Consider the following 16,395-nt stretch of genomic DNA (forward strand, 5'->3'; position numbering starts at 1 on the left):
TTTCCATAAATACAATAATATAGGAATAAAAGCGTAACTTAGTTGACATGTTCCTGAAATAAAAAAGTCATTTTTAAATCGTAGACTTGCCGCTGCTCACAATCGATTACGTTTTAGGAACATAAAAATGAAAATGAAGCTTATTGCGCTTGCGGTGTCCGCAGCTGTGCTTTCCGGGTGTAATGATGATACTTCGACAGTTGAAGTCCTCAAAGAAGTTGAAGTCGTCAAAGAAGTCCCAAAAGAAGTTGAAGTGATCAAGGAAGTTGAAGTAATTAAAGAAGTACCAACAAAACAACCTGAACCACCTGCGCCACCAACACCAGTTACCTCAGTTAAAAATGTCATCTTAATGATTGGTGATGGTATGGGACCTCAGCAAGTTGGTTTATTGGAAGAATATGCTCAACGCGCACCGAACTCCATTTATAAAGATAAAAATAATCAAACTGCACTATCCAAATTTGCCAATGCTGGGCACCTAGGACTTTCGCTTAATGCACCTCATGGTCCTTCCGGTAGTCTGGTAACTGACTCTGCGTGCTCTGCAACTCAGCTTGCAACCGGCATTGCGGCTGGATCAGAGATGATAGGCCTAGATACACAAGGCAACAAAGTTGCGACTATCCTTGAAAAAGCCAAGGCCATGGGTAAGGCAACGGGTTTAGTTTCTGATACGCGTATTACTCATGCTACTCCAGCGGCATTTGCGTCACACCAACCACATCGCTCCTATGAAGATAAAATTGCGCAAGAACTTATTTCATCAGGCAATGTGGATGTCATGCTTTCTGGCGGTGCGCGAGTTTTCCTTCCTAAAAATGTGGCAACAGATACAAAAACGCAGGATCAATTAGCTAAGCTAGGCATGCCTGCAAGTGTGTATAAGAAGTCAAAACGCGATGATTTGAAGAACCTTGTTTTAGATGCGAAAAATGAATACGGCTATACGCTAGCGTTCGATAAGACGCAATTGAGTAAAGTCGAAGGCGATAAATTGCTTGGCTTATTTGCAAATTCTGGCATGGACGATGGTATTGCTTACAGAAAGTGTCAGCAAGCCAATGACTGTACTCAGCCATCACTGAAAGAAATGACAGTTAAAGCGCTTGATATATTGGCCAAAGATGAAGATGGCTTTTTCTTGATGATTGAAGGTGGCCAAATTGATTGGGCTGGTCATGCAAACGACGCGGGCTGGATGCTCAACGAATTGCTGAAGTTTGATGAAGCTGTGGAAGCTGTCTATGAGTGGGTCAAAGATCGTGACGATACGCTTGTCGTTGTGACGGCGGACCACGAAACGGGTAGTTTCGGCTTTAGTTATTCTGATCACAACACGCCTACAGCTGTGGCTTTGCCTGGTGATGGTATGGGTGATGCTCTTTATAAACCTAAGTTTAACTTTGGCGCACTGTCTTTACTTGATACTTTGTACAATCAAGAAGGAACATTTTACGACATTATGGGTGACGTAGATGGTAACTATAATTTTGCAAATAGCAGCGCTGAGCAATGGCAAACTGCCATTACTAAACACACACCTTACACCGTTACACTAGAGCAAGCGGCAACCATTCATGAATCTCATGAGGTCAATGGCGATGGCCACCCACTGCCTCATTTTGAAGATTTCTCTGACTTTTACGTCTACGGCACGGAAGACTTTACTGGAAAGATCGCACGTGTTGTTGCAACTCAGCAAAATGTGGTTTGGGGTACTGGTACCCATACAGCAGCGCCTGTACCTGTCTATGCATTTGGCCCTGAAGGCGTGACAAAGCAATTCTCAACACTACAGCATCATGTTGATATCGCGACCAAGATGATGAATGCGTTGGGTGTAAATGAATAATTGATTCAATCCAAACGACCAAAGCCATCTTAATGATGGCTTTTTTTATGCTTTACCACGCTCTAGGTACGAGATAAACGCCTCTTTTGGTAATGGTTTACTATAAAAATATCCTTGTCCAAAGTCACAACCGGCTTGTTTGAGAAGTTCATGCTGTGTTGCTGTTTCAATGCCTTCAGCTATCACTTTGAGCCCCAGCTGGTGCGCCATCAAAATCATAGTTTCACACAGTACTAAATCGTCTTCATTGATTTCGATACCGTCAACAAAGCGTTTATCAATTTTGATAAACTCGGTATCCATTTGTTTGAGGTACGCTAGTGATGAATAGCCTGTGCCAAAGTCATCTAAAGCAATGGCAAACCCTTGCTGGATTAATTTTGTAAGGCGTTTTTGACTGCGCCCTTCACCTTGCATCATTAAACCTTCAGTTATCTCAAGCACTAACATATCTGGTGTGAGTTGATGTTTAGAGAGTTGATGTTGCCAAGCTAGCAGCGTTGTGTGTTTAGCGCTAAATTGGATCGGTGAAACGTTAATGCTTAATTGTAACTGGCTATGCAAGTTGCGGGTCTTTTGCAGCACTTCAACAGCTTGGTCAAAAGCAAACTCGCCCAACTGATGGATCAACTGAGTTTCTTCCGCTAACGGAATAAACTGAGCTGGACTTATCATCCCTTTATTAGGGTGTTGCCAGCGGATCAATGCTTCTGCTTTAGTGATCTGGCGCGTATGCATTGAAACAATAGGTTGAAAGTGCATTTCAAACTGGTTTTGTGCCAGCGCAAAGCGCATATCTTTTAGTAGTAAAATGCGTTGCTCTGCTTTTTCTCTCAATTCTGAGCTAAATAGGGCAAAACCATTTCTGCCAATCTGTTTGGCTTTATACATGGCTTGATCGGCTGCTTTTAGTAATTGCTCGGTGTTCTTACCATCCTCTGGGGCGAAGGCGATACCAATACTTGCCGCGATGGGGTAGGTGTCGTTTTCCAATGTAAAAGGGACTTTTAGTGCGTCTAAGATCTGCTCGGCTAATTCAATTGCATTTTTACGGTCTGTACAACGATCGTAGATCAACACGAATTCGTCACCACCTATCCGCGTTAGCCTTGCTGAAGACTCGGATAATTTTTTGAGGCGTTTGGCAATTTGTTTTAGCAGGATATCTCCGTAATAGTGCCCCAGCGTATCATTAATGTCTTTAAAATGATCAATATCGAGTAGCAGTATTGCAAAGGTGTGTTCCGGCAGTCCAAACAGAGTATTCAGCTGTTTTTTAAGGCTGGTGCGGTTGGGGAGATCAGTGAGCTCGTCAAAGTGGCTTTGTCGCCAAAGCTGTTCATCTTTTAACTTTTTATCCGTGATATCTGCAAAAATACCAACCCGGCGGTAGGGTTCATCATGTTCATCGTAAACCGTATCTATGGTCAACCACTCTGTATAGAGCTCACCATTTTTACGTTTATTGATGATTTCACCTTGCCACTTTCCTGTCTTGATAATTGATTGCCAGAGTTGCTCATAAAAGCTGGCATCGTGGCGACCTGAACTAAGGATCGAAGTTGTTTTACCAACGACTTCACGCTGCTCAAACCCAGTTACTCGAGTAAAAGCAGGGTTAATATCTAAAATATACCCTTGGGCATCTGTGATCACCATGCACTCACTGCTGTTATTGTATGTTAACGCTGCTAAGTTAAGAGCCTCTTCTTGCTGCTTTTTCTGACTAATGTCGCGCATAATGAGTATCGCTTCATCCTTGTGATCGATACGCTGTATACGGATCTCAAAAACAGTATTCTGGCCATTTTCTTTGTGTGCATATTCAAAATAAGTACTTGCTTGGTTTTCAAGCATTGCCATCGCGGCTTTGATGCGAATATTGATATGAGTGGGAAAGATTTCTTGAATGTACTGCTTATTGTTGACTCGATCACCATGTTTATCGAGGATTTTAGCCGCTTTGTTTAGCCTTAGATAGTTATCGGGAAGGGCTTTTATCAAGGTATTGAGTTCGGCATTTTTATTGTGTGCGATGGTTTCAGCATGCAGTCGCACTGCTGCCATTCGTTCAAAGTGTGCCGCAAGCTCTGCCAGCTCTTTGGGCATATCGGCGTGCTCAAGTTTATGTTCTTTTCCGTGCGCCAATGCACCTATTGCCTTACTAAAGTTATTTAGAGGCGTCAATAATGAGCGATTGAGCTGAGCACGGCCAGTCCAAAAAAGCACCAGTATTGTAAGTAAAAACAACGCGGTTACAAGTATAAATTGACTGTTTACTTCATGCAGTGCGTCATCGAATGGAAAATCAAAATAGATACTGAGCTCAGATTGGGGGGCTTGCAACGGCAGCCTAAAGTAAACGTGATGAAGCCCTTTTTTATCTTTGACTGTCTTGGTCACATAAGGTTGAAGGTCACTAGGCCAATCGTCGCTTACCGAGCGCCCGAGTGTTTTTTTCGAATAAGGGTATTCGGCTACTATCTGGGCATAGTTGTCTGCAACCATAACACGTGTGCCTATTGGCAAGGGCAGGTGAGAGAGTGACTCACTCCAATTTGTTAGTCTGCGTACGGCAAAAATTACCATTTTTAACTGACTTTGTTGATAGACAGGCTGTGCAAAATTGAGGGTTTCGCTATATACACTGCGATCGTTTTGGTACTCACCGATGCTAAATGTTCCAGTTCTGATAGCCTGCAAAAAGTAGGCTCTGTCGGCAATACTAATGGGGGCTTTGAGTGGATGTAACGAACAAAAAACATGGCCTGTGGGGGTCGCTAAGCCAAAATTTGCAAACTCTTTATTAATAATCAACGCATGTTTTAGTAACTTTGGACAGCCTTGTTGTTGCGTATCTAACAGTGTCGCATCTTTGGCTAAATTATAGAGCAAATGCTGCGTGTCAGTAATGTCTACACGTTGCAAGGTCGCGATCTGGTTGGCAAAAAATAGCGCATCTTGCTCTTTGCCATGCAAAATATCCGAACGCTGTTCAACCAAAAGTGCAAAAACCGCTAAAAAGCCAGGTATGGAGAGCAGCAGCATTAGTCTAAAAAAGCGGTGTTTTATTGATGAATAAAGAATAGTGAGATCTCAATTTGTAAATACATGTATATGATAACCGCGAGTTTGTAAATCGCCAAACACAAGCACAATTTATCTAATTTAAGATATGATTTTTATCAAAGAGTTGAGTGAGAAAGGCTTAATTGGTGGTGATATTTTTCATTCATCAAAAGCGATTTTCCGCAAAATTTATTATTAATTTGCGCTTTGTTTTCTTCTATTCCCACTTTTTACCACACTTATCATAAACTTCGTTGAAAGCCTGATTTTTTCTGGATTTTGGCTTGCTTTATGACGCCCTGATAGCTTGACAAAATGGCTTGTCAAGCCCTAGACTTGTCAACTGTGGTAGAATGTGGGTTAAAGTGGATCAATTTGGATCAAAATGTACATTTCTTAGTGAACAGGGCAACAGCAAGATGTTTCGCGGCGCGAACTTAATTAGCCTTGATGATAAAGGGCGATTCTCGATACCGACCAAGTATCGCGATACTTTGTTGTCTGAAGAAATGGGCACTGTCATTTGTACCATTGCGATTAATGAACCCTGCCTGTGGGTGTATCCCTTATCTGAGTGGCAGGATATTGAAGCGCGTTTACAAAAGTTATCGAATACAAATCCAAGGGTCAGACGGTGGCAAAGAATGCTGTTGGGGCATGCCACTGAGTATCAATTGGATAAAAATGGCCGCATTTTATTAGCTCCAGCCCTGCGCAGTTATGCCAACTTAGGGAAGAAGTTAATGCTTGTCGGCTTGTTAAATAAGTTTGAGATCTGGGATGAAGCACGTTGGAACGAACAAATGCGTCTCGATACAGAGATCGAGCGCAGTGGTGACGTGGAAGAAAGTTCAGATCTTGATGGTTTTTCTTTATAGAGTACAGGTGTAGCTCACAATTATGAGTTCAGAATTAGAACATATATCGGTGTTAATGGATGAAACACTCGATGCACTAGATATCAAACCCAGTGGTACATATATTGACGGCACTTTTGGACGTGGCGGTCACTCGGGACAAATTCTGAAACGTTTGGGTGAGTCAGGGCGTTTACAGGCAATAGATCAGGATCCTCAGGCGATCCAAGCGGCACAGAAGTTTGCTCAAGATACACGCTTTTCTATTGCACACAATCGTTTTTCAAATATTGCGCAAGTTGCCAGTGAAGCAGGACTTACCGGCAAAGTGGATGGTATTTTGTTAGATATTGGTGTGTCATCTCCGCAGCTGGATGATGCCGATCGTGGTTTTAGCTTTATGAAAGAGGGACCATTGGATATGCGCATGAATCCAGAAGCTGGACGTAGCGCAGCTCAGTGGCTTGCCGAAGCCGAACTGGAAGACATGGTGTATGTAATTAAAAAGTATGGTGAGGAAAAGTTTGCCAGACGTATTGCGCACAAAATTATTGAAACCCGTGAAGAAACTGAGATCACAACAACAAAACAATTAGCAGATCTAATTGATGAAGCTGTGCCAGTTAAAGATAAACACAAACACCCTGCAACACGCACATTTCAAGCTATTCGTATTTACATCAATAGTGAACTAGAAGAAATTCAAACGGCACTGTCGGCGTCACTTGATGTATTGAAACCAGGTGGCCGATTGGTTGTTATTTCTTTTCATTCACTAGAAGACAGAATCGTTAAACAATTTATTAAAAAGCAGAGCAAGGGGGAAGCAATTCCGAGAGGGCTACCGCTGACAGATGACCAAATCAATAAAAATTTGACACTAAAAGCGATAGGTAAAGCGATCAAGCCAAGCAAGACGGAAATTAATAATAACCCCCGAGCAAGAAGCTCTGTACTGCGTATTGCTGAGAAATTGTAAATGGCTAAACCTGTGCAACGTCAACCTCAGCTTTTTTTGGAGATTTGCCAAGTTTTGTTGGCGAACAAGCTGACTTTTTTGCTGCTCGTCAGTGTATTTATATCATCTTTGGTGGTGGTGCAAATAACACATTCGACTCGGCAACAGTTGATATTGCAAGATCAGCTACTCCAGCAAAGAGATGAGTTGGACCTAGAGTGGCGCTACTTACTTGTAGAAGAAGAGTTTTATTCTCAGCATGCAAGAATAGAAGAAATCGCAAAAACACAATTAAAAATGTTGCGTCCTACAAGTAAAGAAGAACAGGTGATAGAACTACCATGAAAACGAAGAATACGTCACCACAAAACTTAATCGCATGGCGGTTCATCCTTGTTTGTGTGATGTTGGGCTCTGTGTTTTTAGCCTTGATAGCTAGAGCTGCATATCTGCAAGTTATAGAGCCAGACAAAGCGCGAGAAGAAAATGCCAAGCGTACTGTGAGAAAAGAAAAACTGCATGTTCAGCGTGGTATGATCTATGACCGCAACGGCAAAGAACTCGCAGTGAGCGTACCGGTTGTCAGTGTATATGCTGATCCTTATGCACTGGAAAAAGCATTGAAGAAAAAGGTGTTACGTCAGGCGAGAAAAAACCGCGAAGACCATGTTGCGCTGGCCGAAAATGAAACCCAGCTCAAAGCTCGTACACAGCAATTGTACCAAGGTCAGGCTCGTTGGCGTGAGTTGTCCGATGTCCTACAGCTTCCAGCTGATCAAGTAAATACTAAATTGCGTGGTAACGCAAAGCGTCGTTTTGTCTATTTGAAACGTCAAGTAACGCCTGCGGTGGCTAAATATATTAGACAAATGCGGTTGCCCGGAATCCATTTGCTTGATGAATCAAAGCGCTTCTATCCAAGTGGTGAAATTGCTGCACACGTTTTAGGTGTGACCAATATTGATGGCATTGGTATTGAAGGAATTGAAAAACGTTTCGATACGGCACTGACGGGAACCGAAGGGCTAAGGACTATTCGTAAAGATGCACAAGGTCGAGAAGTACAAGTTTTGTCAGAGGAAGAGCGTGTCGAACCTGAAGACATTCATCTCAGTATTGATCATCGTATTCAAACCATTGCTTATGTAGCGTTAAAGTCAGCAGTTTTGACATATCAGGCGACTTCAGGATCAGCCATGGTTGTCGATGTGCATACCGGTGAAATCCTCGCAATGGTGAATAGTCCGAGTTTTAATCCAAATGATATGAGCACGGCAGCACCATATAAACGCCGTAATCGCGCTATTACAGATTTATTTGAACCCGGTTCTACTCTTAAGCCCTTGGCAATATTAGCGGGTCTAGAATACGGTGCGATCACAGCGGATGAAATCATCGATACTTACCCCGGTTGGATGCGTTTAGGTGGTAGCTTAGTAAAAGATACGCGTAATCATGGTGAAATGTCGCTGCGAGAAATATTAAAAGTGTCCAGCAATATGGGCGTGGCCAAAATCAGCCAAAAATTGCCCAAAGATTATTTTGTTGGCACGTATCAAAAAGCGGGGTTTGGAGAAGATACTGGCACCATGATGATTGGAGAAAGCTCAGGATTATTCTATCCAAATAGAAGGTGGTCAGATTTTGAAATTGCTACATTATCATATGGTTATGCTGTTTCTGCCAGTACGGCGCAGATAGCAAGACTTTATGCGATGATAGGTGCTGGTGGTATTTCTAGACCTCTAACAATACTAAAGCAGGAGCAACCTCAACCTGGCGAACGCATCTTTAAAGAAGAGGACACCAAAGCGGTGATCTCAATGATGGAATCAATTTTTGAGAAAGGCGGGACGGCATCCATGATCAAAGTGGACGGCTATCGGGCTGCTGGCAAAACAGGAACATCGGAAAAAGCCATTGCCGGTGGTTATGGTGATGAATATGTTGGCTACTTTGCCGGTGTTGCTCCTGTTAGTGACCCTCGTTTAGCGGTCGTGGTGATGGTTAATGAACCTGGTGGTGATGTGTATTATGGAGGTCAGACCGCAGGCCCTGTTTTTGCCGAGATTGTTTCTAATTCATTACGTATGTTGAACGTAGCTCCAGACAAAGAAAGCGTAGCATATTTATCAGGAAAAAATGACGATGCGTGACTTAACTAAAGTGCTCAAAAACTTTGGCGTAGTAAGTCCCCAAATCAGCGTGAATGCACTGCGTTTAGACAGTCGCGAAATATGTGTGGGCGATTGCTTTATCGCTGTTGTTGGACACCAATTGGATGGTACACAATTTATATCCGCAGCAATTAAACAAGGCGCAACATGTATTTTGGTTGACGACAGTACACACCTAGGCAGTTTCGAGGTGCCTGTCATACGCGTTACAAATTTAAAGCAAAATTTATCGCAAATTGCAGCTCAATTTTATCAAGAGCCAAGTACAAAAATGACTGTTGTTGGTGTCACAGGCACTAATGGAAAGTCAACAACAACGGCTATGATTGCGAACCTAGCACAGCAGTGTGGTACACCGAGTGCCGTGATAGGAACGTTGGGCTATGGCGAGCCTGAGCGACTAACACCTTTAACTAACACGACCCCTTCGGCTGTATTGTTGCAGCAAATATTTAGTGAGCTACAGACTCAATACCAGCAGGTGGCGATGGAGGTGTCGTCACACGGTATTGTGCAAGGGCGAGTTGAACATGTTGACTTTGACATTGCTGTTTTCACCAATTTAAGTCGTGATCACTTAGATTATCATGGTGATATGGAAAATTATGCGCGAGCTAAAAAGCGTCTGTTTAGCGAGAGTAATGCCAAAATTAAAGTGCTTAATATCGATGACGCATATGCGCAGCAGTGGCTTGACGAGTTTGACACACAGCAGTGTGTAGTTTATGGCAAGCAACCACAGGATAATGTGTACGAGCACTATGTGTTTTTTGATAACGTACAGTGCCACCAAAATGGAATTTCTCTAAACCTTAATACTTCTTGGGGCAATACTGAGATCACAACAGGCTTGTTTGGACAGTTTAATATTTATAATTTGTCGGCCGCGATCGCTTCTTTATTAATTCAAGGCTACGCGCTTGAACAGCTTCAGGCCGCAGCAACCAAACTGTTGCCTGTTGATGGTCGCATGCAAGCGTTTTATCAACCCGGATTCCCAACCTGTATTGTCGATTATGCGCACACCCCTGAAGCGCTGGAATTAACACTGCGGGCTTTGCAGCAACATGTGCCGGGCAAGGTTAGCTGTGTGTTTGGATGTGGCGGTGATCGTGACAAAGGAAAAAGGCCACTGATGGCCCGCGCAGCAGAGCAATTTGCTGATACGGTGATCATTACCAGTGATAACCCTCGAAGTGAAGACCCTAACACAATTATTAGTGACATTAAGGCTGGGCTCAGAGAACCTCAGTATGCTGTGTCACAACCAGATAGAGAAAAAGCCATTAGATATGCGATTGAACATGCTGATGAAAACAGCGTGGTATTGATTGCAGGTAAAGGCCATGAAGACTATCAAATTATAGGAAACCAGACATTAAGCTTCTGTGATAGAAGTTTAGTGAAATTAATTTTACAGGGGGAAAGTGCATGATCAAGATGGATTTTTCTTGGCTTGCAGAAGTACTTGAGGCCCCTTTTAGTGGGCAGAATTTGGCGGTTGCCAATATCAATACAGATACAAGAACAATAACCGATAACGAAGTCTTTTTAGCGCTCAAAGGTGCAAATTTTGATGGTCATAAGTTTGTTGAAGAAGCAAAAAATAAAGGTGCTATAGCGGTCATTGTATCAGAGCGTGTCGACGCTGATATTGTTCAGTTTGTGGTATCTGACACACGTGTTGCGTTAGGCAAGCTTGGGCAAGCGGTTATAAAACAGGTTGCGCCAAAAACCGTCGCAATAACGGGCAGTGTGGGAAAAACCACGGTAAAAGAGATGACTGCGGCAATATTATCACGCCGTGGCAAAGTGCTCGCGACCAAAGGGAATTTCAACAATGATATTGGTGTCCCTTTGACTTTACTGCGTTTATCGGAAGATGACGAATATGCTGTCATTGAACTGGGCGCCAATCATATTGGGGAAATAGCCTATACAAGCGGTTTAACCAACCCAGATGTTGCTGTTGTGTGCAATGTTGCTCCTTCTCATTTAGAAGGTTTTGGCTCTATTGAAGGTATAGGTCAAGCCAAAGGAGAAATATTTGGCGGGTTAAAGTCTGATGGTGTAGCAATTATAAACTGTGACAGTGAGTTCGCCCCCATGTGGGAGGAGAACTTGACTTCTCAATCAGTTCAACGCTTTTCTATGAACAGTAAACTGGATGTGTGGGCTCAAGACATTCAACTGGATGAGTCTGGATGTGCCGAGTTTGTGCTTTGTACGCCGCATGCGTCACAAAATGTAAAGTTAGCACTGCCAGGCAAGCACAATGTGATGAATGCCGTGATCGCAGCCTCTTTAACGCTTCCTTTTGGTACGTCGTTAGAGGATATCGCCGTTGCACTTAAAGATATGCCAATTGTAAAAGGCCGAGTCAATGTCATTGATGTGTCCAGTTCATTGCGTGTTGTTGATGACACATACAATGCCAACGTACGTTCAGTCAAAGCAGCCATAGAGTTATTGAAAGACATGCCTGGTACACGAGTATTGGCACTGGGAGACATGGCAGAGTTAGGTGAAGATGCACGGGCTTACCACAAAGAAGTCGGTGAATATGCGAAGCAGCAAGGTATTGACGCAGTGTATACGCTGGGTGTGTTGAGTCGCTATGCAAGCGAAGTATTTGACACGCCAAATCGTCACTTTTCTACCCGTGAACATATGCTCGAAGAGCTTTCACAATTCATTAAACACGAGACAGAGCAGTGCACACTGCTTGTCAAAGGATCGCGTAGTGCCCGCATGGAGCTATTGGTCGCTGATCTGATTTCAGCGCATACAAACTCAGAAAGTGGGGACCGACAATGTTAGTTTGGTTAGCAGAGTATTTAACGCAATACTACAGCGGTTTTAACGTATTTTCTTATTTGACAGTACGAGCTATTTTAGGGATTTTAACCGCCTTACTTATATCGCTGTATTTTGGTCCTAAACTGATCCGTGCATTACAGCGCATGCAGATAGGTCAAACGGTAAGAGATGATGGTCCTGAGTCTCACCTATCCAAATCAGGCACACCCACAATGGGTGGTTTGCTGATCCTAGGAGCAATCTTTGTCAGCTCCTTAATGTGGGGGGATTTGAGTAATAAATACGTGTGGGTCACATTGTTTGTGATTGGTTCACTAGGTATCGTTGGTTTTGTTGATGATTACAGAAAAGTGATCCGTAAAGATAGTAAGGGATTGATTGCAAGGTGGAAGTATTTTTGGCAATCCGTTATTGCAATATCCGTCGCGGCATTTTTATATTCAACGACTACCTCAGCTGCTGAAACGTCTCTTGTTGTGCCGTTTTTCAAAGATGTATTGCCACAGCTGGGACTGTTTTATCTTGTAATGAGCTATTTTGTGATTGTGGGAACATCTAATGCGGTGAATCTAACCGATGGTTTAGATGGTTTGGCAATAGTACCTACTATTTTGGTAGCAGCAGCTTTAGCGATCATTGCTTATTTAACTGGTAACGTAAACTTCTCAAATTATCTCCACATTCCTCATATACCATTGGCCAGTGAGCTGGTGGTTGTCTGTACTGCTATCGTCGGAGCTGGACTTGGATTTTTGTGGTTCAACACCTATCCGGCCCAAGTATTTATGGGTGATGTTGGCTCTTTAGCGCTGGGTGGAGCTCTTGGAATAATCGCTATTTTAGTCAGACAAGAATTGGTACTAGTGATCATGGGAGGGGTGTTTGTAATGGAAGCCTTATCTGTCATTTTACAGGTAGGTTCATATAAGTTACGTGGCCAGCGTATTTTTAGAATGGCACCTATACACCATCACTATGAACTAAAAGGTTGGCCTGAACCACGTGTTATTGTGCGTTTTTGGATCATCTCCTTCATCTTAGTATTGGCTGGTTTGGCAACCTTAAAGATAAGATAATGAATTATTTAGAGACGTTGAAGCAGAAAAAGGTCACAGTGCTAGGGCTCGGTATATCCGGGCTTGGTACCGTGCGCTTTTTGTTACAACAAGGGATCTTTCCTAAAGTAGTTGATACGCGACCTGTTCCACCAGGTGCGGATTGGCTCGCGCACAATGCTCCAGAATGTGAGGCTGTGTTTGGCCCACTTGCTGAAGGCGCGTTGATTGATACCGATATAATTATTATTAGTCCAGGGATCCCGCTGTATGACAGATATGTTGTAGAAGCGATAGCGCACGGTGCTGAAGTGGTCGGTGATATCGAGGTTTTTGCGCGACTAAACACGGCTCCAGTCGTTGCCGTCACTGGATCAAATGGAAAATCTACTGTGGTAAGCCTAGCAGAAACGGTTTGTCAGTCAGCGGGATTGAAAGTGGGTTTGGGTGGTAATATCGGTACTTCAGTGCTGGACTTACTTGATCAAGATTTAGATATTGTCATTTTGGAATTGTCGAGCTTTCAGCTCGAGACCACACAAAACTTAAAGTGTCGCAGTGCCATGATCCTCAACATTACTGAAGATCACATGGACCGATACCCTGACTTTGAAGCTTATTGCGCGGCGAAAAAGCGCATCTATCAAAAAACAGACTTACTTGTTTTCAATGCTGATGATGAAAAAACCCATCAAGCACACAGACACTCAGTTGGCGTTGGTTTGCACAAAGCGGACTACTGTATTGCAACGACTGAGCAGGGCGACTTTTTTAGTATAAATGGCAAACACGTTTTCACAGTGGATAGCTTAAAGCTATCAGGCAAGCATAACCAGTTTAATGCTTTGGCTGTCATGGCATTATTGTCACCTTTTACAATTACTAAACAGGCTTATCAAGACGCTTTTTCGCGCTTTGGTGGGCTTTCACATCGCTGCCAGCTGATTGCAGAAGTAGCCGGGGTAAAATATTTTAACGATTCTAAAGCGACGAATGTCGGCGCAACGGTCACGGCACTTGAAAGCTTGCAAGCCGAAGCTCAGAAAATAATTCTAATTTTAGGTGGAGATGCAAAAGGGGCTGATGTCTCTCCATTGGCTGCACCAATTCAAAGCTATTGCAGGGCAATTTACTGTTTTGGCAAAGATGCGGCTCTGTTTTCTTCGATGCATACTCATAGTCACTTGGTTGGTTCATTAAAAGATGCAGTTATTGGGGCAAGTCAGCAAGCGCAAGCTGGCGATATCGTATTACTAGCCCCGGCGTGTGCAAGCATTGATATGTATCCAAATTATATGGCTCGTGGTGATGAGTTTTGCAAATGGGTTGGGGAGTTGTAAATGATTGCGACCATCAACCTAAAAGGCATATTTAAATCGAGCAAAGCAGATACCTTGTTTGATTTACCATTGTTATATGCAATGTTGTGTTTAATCGGGGTCGGGTTTGTGATGGTCACCAGTGCCTCTATGCCTGTTGCGGAAAGGCTGTACGATAACCCTTATCATATCATTGTGCGTCACGGCATGTTTTTGATTATGGGAATGGTGCTTTTTTGGTTAAGTACGTCTGTATCCATGGCTTGGTGGAAACGCTTTAATCCTTATTTGTTGCTCTTTGGGGTGGTGCTGTTGATCTTGGTTTTAATCGTTGGTCGAGAGGTGAACGGAGCTAAACGTTGGATCCCAATTGGACCCGTTGGTGTGCAAGCAGCGGAAGTAGCAAAGCTTTATTTTATAAGTTATATCGCGGGCTATTTGGTTCGTAAACGAGATGAGGTGCAAGAAAACATAAAAGGGTTTGCAAAACCTATTGTGGTGTTTGCGGTTTATGCCTTTTTAATACTGATGCAGCCAGACTTAGGCACGGTTGTTGTGATCTTCGTCACCACAGTTGGTTTACTGTTTTTAGCTGGTGCAAAGCTCTGGCAATTTTTTGTGCTCATGCTCACCGGCATTTTCTTGGTGATTATGCTGATCATTTTTGAACCTTATCGAATGGCAAGGGTGGTAGGATTTTTAGAGCCCTGGAAAGATCCATTTGGTAAGGGATATCAGCTTGTTCAGTCTTTGATGGCTTATGGACAAGGCGGCTGGTTTGGTCAAGGGCTTGGTAACAGTGTGCAAAAACTACAGTATTTACCCGAAGCGCATAACGACTTCATTTTTGCAGTAATTGCCGAAGAACTGGGCTTTTTGGGTGTTGTTTGTGTGTTATTTATGTTGGGTATGTTGGTCTTTCGTGCTTTGGTCATCGGCCAACAAGCACTCAAGTCGCAAAAAGAATATGAAGGATATTTAGCCCTCGGAATAGGAATTTGGTTTGCGTTTCAGACATTAGTCAATGTCGGAGCGAGTGCAGGTATGTTGCCAACGAAAGGACTCACTTTGCCATTTGTATCTTATGGTGGCTCAAGTTTATTGGTCATGACAATTGCTGCAGGATTGCTGCAACGAATAGATTTCGAAACCAAAATGTCTACGAGGCAGGCAACTTCAAGAGGTGGTAAGCGATGAGTAGGCGATTATTGGTTGCTGCTGGTGGTACAGGTGGGCACATTTTCCCGGGTATCGCTGTCGCAGAAAAATTGAAACAACTTGGCTGGGAAGTTTCTTGGGTTGGTACTGAGGATAGAATGGAAGCTCAGGTTGTACCTAGTCATGGCTTTGATATTGACTTTATTAAGGTAAAAGGGTTGAGAGGCAATGGTTTAAAACGCCTGTTAAAGGCCCCTTTTATGATCCTTAAAGCCATCATTGCAGCGAGAAATATACTCAAAACCCATAAACCAGATGCTGTGCTTACGATGGGGGGTTATGTAACTGGGCCTGTTGGGATCGCAGCAAAAATGTTAGGAGTACCACTTATCATCCACGAGCAAAATGCGGTGGCTGGTTTTAGCAATAAACTATTAGCCAAGTTGGCTACGCGTGTATTGTGCGCCTTTCATGGTGCGTTTGCGGATAGGGCGTGTGATATTGTAGGTAATCCAATAAGAGATTCGGTGACCCAGATTCAGTCTAAACCGATTACACAGCAAGTGAATTGCCTAGTGGTTGGTGGTTCTTTGGGGGCAAAAGCATTAAACGACACATTACCTGACGTCTTTTCATCTCTCAATGAGAATAACCAAGCATCGTTAGCTGTTTGGCATCAGTCAGGTAAAGGGCATGGTGACGGCGTAGCCAAGCGCTATGAAGGTCAATCGTTTGACTGTAAAGTCACTGAGTTTATCGAAAATATGGATCAGGCTTATGAGTGGGCTGATATTATAATTTGCCGCGCGGGCGCTTTGACTGTTAGTGAAGTTGCGGCGGCAGGAAAAATGGCCGTTTTTGTGCCACTGCCTCACGCTGTAGATGATCACCAGACATTAAACGCTCGCGCTTTAGTGGATGAACAAGCTGCCCTAATGGTTCCTCAGTCTGAGCTGAATATGTCAAATATGGTTTCACTGTTAGAGCCATTTTTTGCCGAGCCACACTTAATTGAAGAAAAAGCATTGCGCGCCAAAGCGTGCGCGCAACTTGATGCCACAAGTTCAGTGGTTGAAATAATTAAAGAAGTTACTAATCGAAGAGAAAGTTGTGAAAGAAAATAAATA

General features: G+C 43.3%; 12 protein-coding genes. 11 read left to right on the plus strand and 1 reads right to left on the minus strand.

Annotated features, from left to right (window positions below):
- Window positions 1-127: 127 nt before the first annotated feature.
- Window positions 128-1,855: an alkaline phosphatase gene (locus N483_RS03865; RefSeq protein WP_023397212.1), complete on the plus strand. Its 1,728-nt coding sequence runs from the start codon at window positions 128-130 to the stop codon at window positions 1,853-1,855.
- A 45-nt stretch (window positions 1,856-1,900) separates the two neighbouring features.
- Here N483_RS03865 and N483_RS03870 read toward each other — a convergent pair whose 3' ends face one another.
- Window positions 1,901-4,903, minus strand: a complete 3,003-nt coding sequence (locus tag N483_RS03870) for an EAL domain-containing protein (RefSeq protein ID WP_023397211.1) — start codon at window positions 4,901-4,903, stop codon at window positions 1,901-1,903.
- A gap of 440 nt (window positions 4,904-5,343) precedes the next feature.
- On the opposite strand from N483_RS03870, the gene mraZ reads away from it, so the two are divergent.
- From mraZ to murG, 10 genes are read left to right on the plus strand one after another with little or no spacing between them, the layout of a single operon-like run.
- A complete protein-coding gene (mraZ, locus tag N483_RS03875; RefSeq protein WP_023397210.1) occupies window positions 5,344-5,802 on the plus strand; it encodes a division/cell wall cluster transcriptional repressor MraZ in 459 nt (152 codons plus the stop codon).
- A gap of 22 nt (window positions 5,803-5,824) precedes the next feature.
- Window positions 5,825-6,760, plus strand: a complete 936-nt coding sequence (gene rsmH, locus N483_RS03880; protein WP_023397209.1) for a 16S rRNA (cytosine(1402)-N(4))-methyltransferase RsmH — start codon at window positions 5,825-5,827, stop codon at window positions 6,758-6,760.
- Window positions 6,761-7,084: a cell division protein FtsL gene (gene ftsL, locus N483_RS03885; RefSeq protein ID WP_023397208.1), complete on the plus strand. Its 324-nt coding sequence runs from the start codon at window positions 6,761-6,763 to the stop codon at window positions 7,082-7,084.
- The gene (locus N483_RS03890; protein ID WP_023397207.1) at window positions 7,081-8,895 is read left to right on the plus strand and encodes a peptidoglycan D,D-transpeptidase FtsI family protein; all 1,815 of its coding nucleotides are present in this window, start codon (window positions 7,081-7,083) and stop codon (window positions 8,893-8,895) included. The genes ftsL and N483_RS03890 overlap by 4 nt, the downstream gene beginning before the upstream one ends.
- Window positions 8,888-10,351 carry a UDP-N-acetylmuramoyl-L-alanyl-D-glutamate--2,6-diaminopimelate ligase gene (gene murE / locus N483_RS03895; RefSeq protein ID WP_023397206.1) on the plus strand — a complete coding sequence of 488 codons (1,464 nt, stop codon included), beginning with the start codon at window positions 8,888-8,890 and terminating at the stop codon, window positions 10,349-10,351. Before N483_RS03890 ends, murE begins: the two co-directional genes overlap by 8 nt.
- Window positions 10,348-11,736, plus strand: a complete 1,389-nt coding sequence (locus N483_RS03900; RefSeq protein WP_023397205.1) for a UDP-N-acetylmuramoyl-tripeptide--D-alanyl-D-alanine ligase — start codon at window positions 10,348-10,350, stop codon at window positions 11,734-11,736. The genes murE and N483_RS03900 overlap by 4 nt, the downstream gene beginning before the upstream one ends.
- Window positions 11,730-12,812, plus strand: coding sequence for a phospho-N-acetylmuramoyl-pentapeptide-transferase (gene mraY / locus N483_RS03905; protein ID WP_023397204.1), 1,083 nt, complete (start codon window positions 11,730-11,732; stop codon window positions 12,810-12,812). Before N483_RS03900 ends, mraY begins: the two co-directional genes overlap by 7 nt.
- A complete protein-coding gene (gene murD / locus N483_RS03910; RefSeq protein WP_023397203.1) occupies window positions 12,812-14,131 on the plus strand; it encodes a UDP-N-acetylmuramoyl-L-alanine--D-glutamate ligase in 1,320 nt (439 codons plus the stop codon). The genes mraY and murD overlap by 1 nt, the downstream gene beginning before the upstream one ends.
- Window positions 14,132-15,307: a cell division protein FtsW gene (gene ftsW, locus N483_RS03915; RefSeq protein ID WP_023397202.1), complete on the plus strand. Its 1,176-nt coding sequence runs from the start codon at window positions 14,132-14,134 to the stop codon at window positions 15,305-15,307.
- The gene (gene murG, locus N483_RS03920) at window positions 15,304-16,392 is read left to right on the plus strand and encodes an undecaprenyldiphospho-muramoylpentapeptide beta-N-acetylglucosaminyltransferase (RefSeq protein ID WP_023397201.1); all 1,089 of its coding nucleotides are present in this window, start codon (window positions 15,304-15,306) and stop codon (window positions 16,390-16,392) included. The genes ftsW and murG overlap by 4 nt, the downstream gene beginning before the upstream one ends.
- Window positions 16,393-16,395: the final 3 nt, after the last annotated feature.

It is taken from the genome of Pseudoalteromonas luteoviolacea NCIMB 1944, assembly GCF_001625565.1.
Classification (GTDB): domain Bacteria; phylum Pseudomonadota; class Gammaproteobacteria; order Enterobacterales; family Alteromonadaceae; genus Pseudoalteromonas; species Pseudoalteromonas luteoviolacea_F.